Below are 7,414 nucleotides of genomic sequence, written 5' to 3' on the forward strand. Positions count from 1 at the left end.
TACCGGGCGGGGGAAACAATCTATGGCCCTCTCGAGCTCAAGAGCATCTGGATTAACCATGAGTTGAGGGACTTTGAGCTGATGGTCATCATTCAGGTCTCCGGCTGTGAACTCATCGCGGAACGGCTGCTTCAAGGCGAACCCCTTTCGGGGACTGACGAACCTCCCCTGGAAGTCGCCAACTCCATAGCCAAACAAAAGGGCTACCTGCTGCTGTTCGACCTGTCAGGGCAAGAACCAGACCTGGCCGAGGGGGCGGAAGCGGGATTGCGGGAGTTCTTCACGTCGGACGAATGGAATTCGCGGGACCCCCGAAAGACTCGTCGCATCTGACCGCCCGCGACCTGTCCTGAAGTGGACTGCAAGCGTAAAGTTCACCCCATGGGACCGACCCTGGATACGGTCATCATCGGCGCAGGCCAAGCCGGCCTCACGACGAGCTACTGGCTCACGCAATTCGGCGTCGAGCATCAGCTGCTGGAACGACGCGATTCCCTCGGCGGCGCCTTCCAGGACCGCTGGGACAGCTTCTACATGAACACCCCGAACCTTGCGCTGGACCTCCCCGGCATGCCGTACGACGGCGACGATCGGGACTCGTTCATCTCACGCATCGCTGTCGTCAACCTCTTCCGCCGGTACGCGGAGCTCATTGTCGCTCCGGTCCATACGGGCGTGGACGTAACCCGGCTATCCCCTGCGTCGAACGGCGCCTTCAATCTTGAGACATCGCTCGGGAACCTGCGGGCCAAGAACGTGGTCCTCGGGACGGGCGCATACCAAGTCCCCAAGATCCCCGCGCTGTCCGCCATGCTCCCCGCCGGCGTGACACAACTTCACACGCATGATTACCGCAACCCTGAGCAAATTCGGGAGGGCGCCGTGCTGATAGTCGGCACCGGTCAGTCAGGCGGACAGATCGCCGAGGAACTCCACGCCGCCGGCCGCGAAGTCCACCTCTCCGTCTCAATCGTCCCCGAAGCGCCCCGCAGATACCGCGGCCAGGACCTCATCTACTGGATGCTCGAAACCGGCAAACACGGCCCCGAGTTCGGCGTCAACGCCCTCACCCGTGAAGCGCTCCCCTCCCCCGCCGCCCGCTTCGCCCCGAACCCTTTGCTCTCGGGTACCGACGGCGGTCACGCCATCCACCTTCGCGAACTCAGCCGCCGCGGCATGCACCTGCACGGGCACCTGGAATCAATCGACGACGCCGACATCACCTTCAGTGACGACCTCGCCGATCGCCTGGCCATGGTTGAGTCGATCTTCGCGCAACGATCAGGAAAGGCAATCGATGCTTACATTTCGGCGGCGGGGATTGACGCGCCAGAGCAGGAACCGTTGCCGGACGACGACTGGCTGCCAGCAGGGCCGACGCAACTGGACCTCGCAGATGCCAACATCACGTCTGTCATATGGGCCAGCGGGTACAAACTCGACTTCAGCTTCATCGACACGCCAGTGATAGATGAGTGGGGCTATCCAACGCACTCGCGAGGCGTCATGGAAATCCCAGGGCTATACGTGGTGGGCCTGCCATGGCTGACGAGGCACTACTCAGCAATAGTCGGCGGAGTTGGACTGGACTCGGAGTACGTGGCCGGGACGGTCGCCGCAACGTGACAGTCTGACCAGTTACGCCCCGTCCACCATCTTCTCGGCGCCCTGGCGCCGCTCAAGGATCACCCAAACGACCGTCGTCGGGACCCCGATGAGCACCAGGAGCGCCATGCCCCAGAACATGCTGATCACTTGCGTGGATTGCAGAGTCACTACGGTCACCAGCAGGACTGTGGCGGAAATGTTCAAAACGCGGAGCTTACGTGCGGTAGTCATCTTCAGAATCGTTCCCCTTACGATGTCGTCCAAGAAGCCTAACGGCTCACGCCCATCAAAGACTTCGGATGGGTAGTGACGGTCTGTGCCGCGTTTGAGGCCAGTCACCCTCCTTGTTTAGAAAACCAAGGTTCCCTCTCGGAGAAAGTTGCTGTTGGGTACTCGTCCTCCTGAGGAGAATCGACGCGAGGCTCCAAGCCGTGGTCAGTAAGGTATTTCAGCGCCCGCTCGATGGCTTCAATCTTCCGTTTCAGCTCCTTGAGCGCAGGTGCCGACGCATCAGAAAACTCATCAAGCCGCTCGTGCTCGCGCCGCACCTCTATTTCGGTTTCTACGAGGACCGCCCAGAGACCTTCGTCAGGATCGAGATGCTGCCGCTGGCGCAGAATTGCTGCTGCGAGCCGGCGCTCAATAACGCCGACAAGAGTTTCCGCCGTGGTTCCTGGACTGGCTAAGCCGTATGCAATGCCGCCACCGCCGGCCGTAACGAGTGTGCCCGCAGTGAGCAGGCCGCCAATCATTCCGCCGGGGCCGAAACTGGCTAAGGCGCTCGTGATCACTGCCGCTCCTGCAAGGCCCGGTGCAGCAGCGAGCGCCAAGCCACCGGTCGCGACGACTATGGCTGCCGCGCCCGCGCCGAGGGCGCCCCACTTTATCCAATTGACCCCACGACTGCCGCTGAGTGCGTCTTGCGAAAGCTTTGCCGCTACGAACACGTCTGCGCCGTACTGGCCTCCCAGCCCCATCTCAGCGGCGAGGTCCTCCATGGCTTCCTGCCATAGCTTTCTGGGGATCGAGATCTCGAAGGGGCGTATGACATTTTCTGCCGCAAGCACCGTCAGAAGGACAACGGCATCCTCTTTCGTGATATGACTGCTCGGAAGCGGCTCGGGTACTGGAGTCTCTGGATCGGACACGTCGAATTCGAGTCTGGCAACTTCTGATGGCATCGCCCTGCCGTCGCGGAGGTTTCGTTCCCTGATGTCTTCGACGGCGGCCGCCTGCACTTGCCGAAGGGCCCCCGCAAAGCGATCTTTTCGTTCGCCTTCCAGGCGTGTCTTCATCAGGTAGGCGTACCGCAAGGCCAGGAGTGCGAAGTGCTCTGTGGCGTCCAATGGAATATCCAGCCCCCTACCTGCCTGCGCAACTTCTGTAGTTTTGGACCCGTAAAGGGCGAAGCCGATGGCGGCAGCCACCGCGTCATTCGCCAGATACTCGGCTGCCGCATGAGCAGAAAATGGCAGCGCCTTGGTGTTAATCCGAAAATCAATCATCCACGGAAAAGCGGACGACACGCCACGGTGGGCTGCCACAGGGTCAGCGACATTCCAGAAGTTCACCCACCATGCCAAATTCGTCGGCGGCTCACTCAGCGTGTCGCGAAGTTTATCCATGTCGAAGGCACCGTTCGCCAGGGGGCTCCCGATCGTGACCATGCCAGCCACCTCAAGGCCCACAGGCAAACGCCGGACGATGTCGGCGGCGATGACCGAACCCAGGCTGTGCCCCACGATCACGAGCCTCCCTGACTCCGGAAGTTTGCCCAGAATGCGGTCCAGAACCTGAGCTCGAATATTCGGATTATTCAGGTAGTTGTGCGCTTGCCGAAAAGGTGGCAAATCGACTGAGGCATTGACCGCGACGTCTCCGCCAATATAGCCGCTCCCTCTATCGTGACGCCCGAGCCTTGATTCCAGGGCTCCGATGCGGCGCTCGAATTCGCGACGGTTCTTTTTGGCCGCCTCCCGAAGAGGCTGCTTGATCGTTAAACCCGGCAGCGGGCACGGTTCGTCAGAGCCTTTTAATGCATGGGCGTATTTAGGGGCTATGACGCGCATTGGCTCCAAGCTGGGGTAGTCGAGTCGTTCCAGAGATTGCGTGAGTCCGACCATCCAGCGGTCCTCTTGGTCGCCACTTCCAACTCCATGCAAGAACAGCAAGATTGATTCGTTCGACAAGAAAAGCCCCTTCGCGTCCACCCCTGGACATCCGCGACGATGAACGCCAGGTCATTTGGGCAAGCATAGCTATGCAAAAGGTACTTTTCTCTCAACCGAAGCCTGTGAGGCGCGCTCTCCGGCGACGTGCATGCGTTTCAACCTAATGTAGGCGGTCCCTGCGAAATTAAGGCAGGTTGCTCTGCTGCTCGATCAAAGAAGGACTAACGACGCCACTTTCTACAGATCGGGCATCCTCCACCCCGTGCTCCTGCCACTGCCCATACGTCAGCCCTGTGGACGGGTCTTTCCAAGTCACCCGTCCATTGGTGGCCCTCCCTGCGACCACAGCTGCAGCCGCGCTAGGACTCTTGAACACGTAGTCCTTCGAGAATGCGAGATTCGAGCCGTTTGGGACCAAAACCCCATCAGAAACAAGGACTTCATGAAGCTTCGAGTAGCCGGGAGTGGATCCAACCCAACCGCTTCGGGCCGTGGATTCCGCCAGGACAACGAATTCGTTATCGGTCTCTTGTGCCCGAGCTAGGATCCCCTCGCTGCTTACTGTCATCTCGAATACAGGCGACTCAGAAGCTGAGCCCTTTGAGGCGGGCTCAAGACTTGCGAGGGTCGGAACGGCGCGCAGAGCGTCAACGCCCAAGACTGGCAGGACAATCCGCGCGTGCTCGATAAATTGCTCCATGTCCGAGACATCCGCCTCGGGTAGCGGGAGGGGTACCGGAGCAGTACCGTTGGTCACAAAGGAACGCCCAGCGACCTTGGCAATAGAGATGAAACGGCTCTCAAGATACCTGGCGTGGGCCTTAGTGAGGTTTGCATCCTTACTGGTCAGAATAATGGCTCTGTTCCAGAAGTCTTTGCCGCCTTTGTCCTCTGATCGGCTATGGATGCGGAGCCGCTCTCCGACCTCGTCAGCTTCTCCAATGTAAATAGCGTTAGAGTACGAGTCATTGGGATCATCGCCCAAAAGCAGGTACACCCCTGTGCGTTTCACCTCATCACGTTTCAGCAGCTCCGGTAAATCAGATCTGCCGGCGGCCATGATATGACCAGTCCAGTTCATGATCTCCGCCGTCAGCATTCCGCCTGGGGTTCCATCAACCAGGAACAGTCGCACCTGCTTACCAAGCACCATTCCGCCCTCCCCTCCTACCAAAAGCTGCCGCATTTAAGGCTTAGCAGAATCTTAGGCGCCGCCTCCAGCATCCACGGTGAACTCGCTCCGATAAGCATGTCCTGCTAGCTCACGCACACGCACCAGAAGAGCCTCCGGCTCCTGCGATAGATCCAACGGGAACTCCACCACGGACACCCCGGTGTTCAATACCCGGCGAACACGGGTTGCACCGCGGCCAGCGTATACAAGCCAAGCACGCGGCACCCCAAGCGCGGTGCAGTAAGCCAACATTTGGTAGTGGTCCGCATTTGGATACGCGCCACTAGCAGATGCAGCCTTGTACTTGGCATCAAAGATCATCGTCGGTCGTCCTCGAACCGAGTGCACTACGTCGACGTACATGCGCACCCTGTCACCACTCGAGTACCCGGCCTCGGCTTCGTCCATGAACGCTTCGTGTTGCCACTCCGTCAGCCCCTGGTATGGCTCCAGCGCCTCCTTAAGCGCGGTCGCAACAAAGTCCTCAAACACGGTGGCCACATTCACCACAAAAGACGCAACTGCACGGTGACCCATTCCAGCTTCGGCGGACATGTTCCGAAGGATGATCTCGGACAACCTCAATGCCGGCACGTAATGCCCGTTTATACGAGATTCGCTCCAAGACGGCAGCGGCGCTCCATGGTTCAAAGCCGAAACGCCGTCGAGTTTTGAGTCCAAGTGCGCAAGTCGCGCAACAAGTGATTCAGTCAAACGCGGAACATGGAGCATCATCCGAATGGCCGCACGAAGAATCTGGTTTTCCGCTACGTCCGAGGTGTAATCGTCATAGGACACTTCTAGTGGCAATAGCATCCCAGGCCGGCGGGTCATCTGATCGCCGACGCGAATGCGCCCTCTGACTGTTCGCAGTGATTCTTCCATGTGCACGTAGCCGTTGAGAGGGCCTCGTTCGAGTGCCCGTTCACCGTGCCTTGCAAGCGATTCACCCAGCGCAGCAAAGAGATCCTTATCCTCTTCCGCAGCCACGTTGTCTGGCCTAAACCCAGGATCGGCGGCGTAGCCCAGCAAAAAGAGCAGCCTGCTGAGACCTACCTTTTCCTTAGGGTTTACCCTGACCAGAAGGTCATCGATCTGGACGGCTCCAACCTTGCCAGAAGGCAGAATTGTCCAAGCACCGTTATGCGCCGGGACAACGGTAACCAAACCCGTATCCCGCAGGGTGGCCGCTACTTCGCGTTCCAGCACGACGGGCTCCGGGTAGCCCTGAAGCTCGTCGAGGATGATCTGCGTTGGCATTAGGCTCGCGCGTTGCCAGGGTCCGAAACATCGGCGTGCGGGCCGACGTCACCGCTCGCCTTGCGCCGAATGGCGGCGAGGCCGAACTTCTCACGGATCTTTTCCCGACTCATTTGCCCGAAATAGTGTTCCTCGAGCAACGGCAACAACTCGTACTTCCAGATCTCGGCCAGACCCTGATCAGTTTCCGCGTGCTCCTTCATGAAGTATGAAGGTCCTATCATCAAGTCGCGCTTCGTGTCACCAAGCTCGCTGTTCAGTGCATTTAGCAGGTCTGCACGCAGAGTCGGCTGCCCGGTCGTATCCAGGAAGCGCTCGAGCATGCCCGAGATCATGCCTTCCTGCGGATGAAGCTCCACAAAAGCGAACCGGCGCCGAATCGCGGCGTCCACCATGGCAATTGACCGGTCGGCTGTATTCATCGTTCCAATGATGAACAGATTCGGTGGCAGCACGAATGTCTGCTGCGGGTTGTACTGCAGGTTGATTCCCTGGTCACGGTACTCCAACAGGAAATACAGCTCACCGAAGATCTTGGCCAGATTCCCGCGGTTCATCTCATCGATGATCAGGAAATACGGCTTGTCACGGTTCCCGTCCAGCGAAGCCTCCGCGGCGATTCGCCGCAAAGGTCCGGGTTCCAGGCTGAAGCCAACATCCCCGCCGTCGGACTTCGCGGGACGATAGCCCTCAAAGAAGTCCTCGTACGCGTACGAAGGATGGAACTGTACCGTCTTGACGTGATCTCCGTGCTCCTCCCCCGCAAGGAACCGTGCGATCTTTCCCGCCAAGTAGGTCTTGCCTGTTCCCGGCGGTCCGTAGAACACAATCTGCTGACGTGTTTGTAGGAGCCGAATGACTTCGTTAATGTCGTCCCGCTCGACATGCAGTTTAGTTGCGAGGTCGGCGGTCGCTTCGCGCAGTTGAGGTACGACGACGGGCTGCGGCAGTGCGGTCGTCTCCGGTGTGGTGCCGTCCACCACTGGTTCGGCCGCCGACCACGCGCTGATGATGGAGAGCGCATCCGTGAGGTCGACGACGGATCCCTGTTCCTCCAACAACCGCGGCATCGGCGCCGGGAGATCATCATTGGCTATGGGTTCGCGGCGCCACGTGACTTGCCTACGCAAACGGGATGTCTCGTCGTCCACGTATTCCGCTTCGCCGGTGATAACGCCCAGGTAGAGGTTGCTTTCGAAGG

The 7,414-nt window shown here is 59.4% G+C and carries 7 protein-coding genes; 2 read left to right on the forward strand and 5 right to left on the reverse strand.

Annotation, left to right across the window (positions count from 1 at the left end):
* Positions 1 to 333: hypothetical protein (locus HP499_RS17900; RefSeq protein WP_172325544.1), on the forward strand; the 333-nt coding region annotated here is incomplete at its 5' end.
* Between the two features lie 48 nt (positions 334 to 381).
* Complete coding sequence (locus HP499_RS17905) at positions 382 to 1,626, forward strand: NAD(P)/FAD-dependent oxidoreductase (protein WP_172325545.1); 1,245 nt, start codon at positions 382 to 384, stop codon at positions 1,624 to 1,626.
* A gap of 12 nt (positions 1,627 to 1,638) precedes the next feature.
* On the opposite strand, the gene HP499_RS17910 is transcribed toward HP499_RS17905, so the two are convergent.
* The 5 genes from HP499_RS17910 to HP499_RS17930 form a co-directional block, all read right to left on the reverse strand.
* Positions 1,639 to 1,839: a hypothetical protein gene (locus HP499_RS17910; protein WP_172325546.1), complete on the reverse strand. Its 201-nt coding sequence runs from the start codon at positions 1,837 to 1,839 to the stop codon at positions 1,639 to 1,641.
* A gap of 104 nt (positions 1,840 to 1,943) precedes the next feature.
* Complete coding sequence (locus HP499_RS17915; RefSeq protein WP_216660134.1) at positions 1,944 to 3,731, reverse strand: alpha/beta hydrolase; 1,788 nt, start codon at positions 3,729 to 3,731, stop codon at positions 1,944 to 1,946.
* A gap of 232 nt (positions 3,732 to 3,963) precedes the next feature.
* Positions 3,964 to 4,932 carry a GIY-YIG nuclease family protein gene (locus HP499_RS17920; RefSeq protein WP_172325547.1) on the reverse strand — a complete coding sequence of 323 codons (969 nt, stop codon included), beginning with the start codon at positions 4,930 to 4,932 and terminating at the stop codon, positions 3,964 to 3,966.
* 51 nt (positions 4,933 to 4,983) lie between these two features.
* The gene (locus HP499_RS17925) at positions 4,984 to 6,213 is read right to left on the reverse strand and encodes an McrC family protein (protein WP_172325548.1); all 1,230 of its coding nucleotides are present in this window, start codon (positions 6,211 to 6,213) and stop codon (positions 4,984 to 4,986) included.
* A partial coding sequence (locus HP499_RS17930; RefSeq protein ID WP_172325549.1) for an McrB family protein occupies positions 6,213 to 7,414 on the reverse strand: 1,202 nt, incomplete at its 5' end. The genes HP499_RS17925 and HP499_RS17930, both read right to left, overlap by 1 nt.

The organism is Paenarthrobacter sp. CM16 (assembly GCF_013179505.1).
Taxonomy (GTDB): domain Bacteria; phylum Actinomycetota; class Actinomycetes; order Actinomycetales; family Micrococcaceae; genus Arthrobacter.

Bases quoted from the DNA above. Each gene is read 5' to 3' on its own strand.
- HP499_RS17905 (WP_172325545.1), top strand. From the start codon at position 382: ATGGGACCGACCCTGGATACGGTCATCATCGGCGCAGGCCAAGCCGGC.
- HP499_RS17910 (WP_172325546.1), bottom strand. From the start codon at position 1,839: ATGACTACCGCACGTAAGCTCCGCGTTTTGAACATTTCCGCCACAGTC.
- HP499_RS17915 (WP_216660134.1), bottom strand. From the start codon at position 3,731: ATGGTCGGACTCACGCAATCTCTGGAACGACTCGACTACCCCAGCTTG.
- HP499_RS17920 (WP_172325547.1), bottom strand. From the start codon at position 4,932: ATGGTGCTTGGTAAGCAGGTGCGACTGTTCCTGGTTGATGGAACCCCA.
- HP499_RS17925 (WP_172325548.1), bottom strand. From the start codon at position 6,213: ATGCCAACGCAGATCATCCTCGACGAGCTTCAGGGCTACCCGGAGCCC.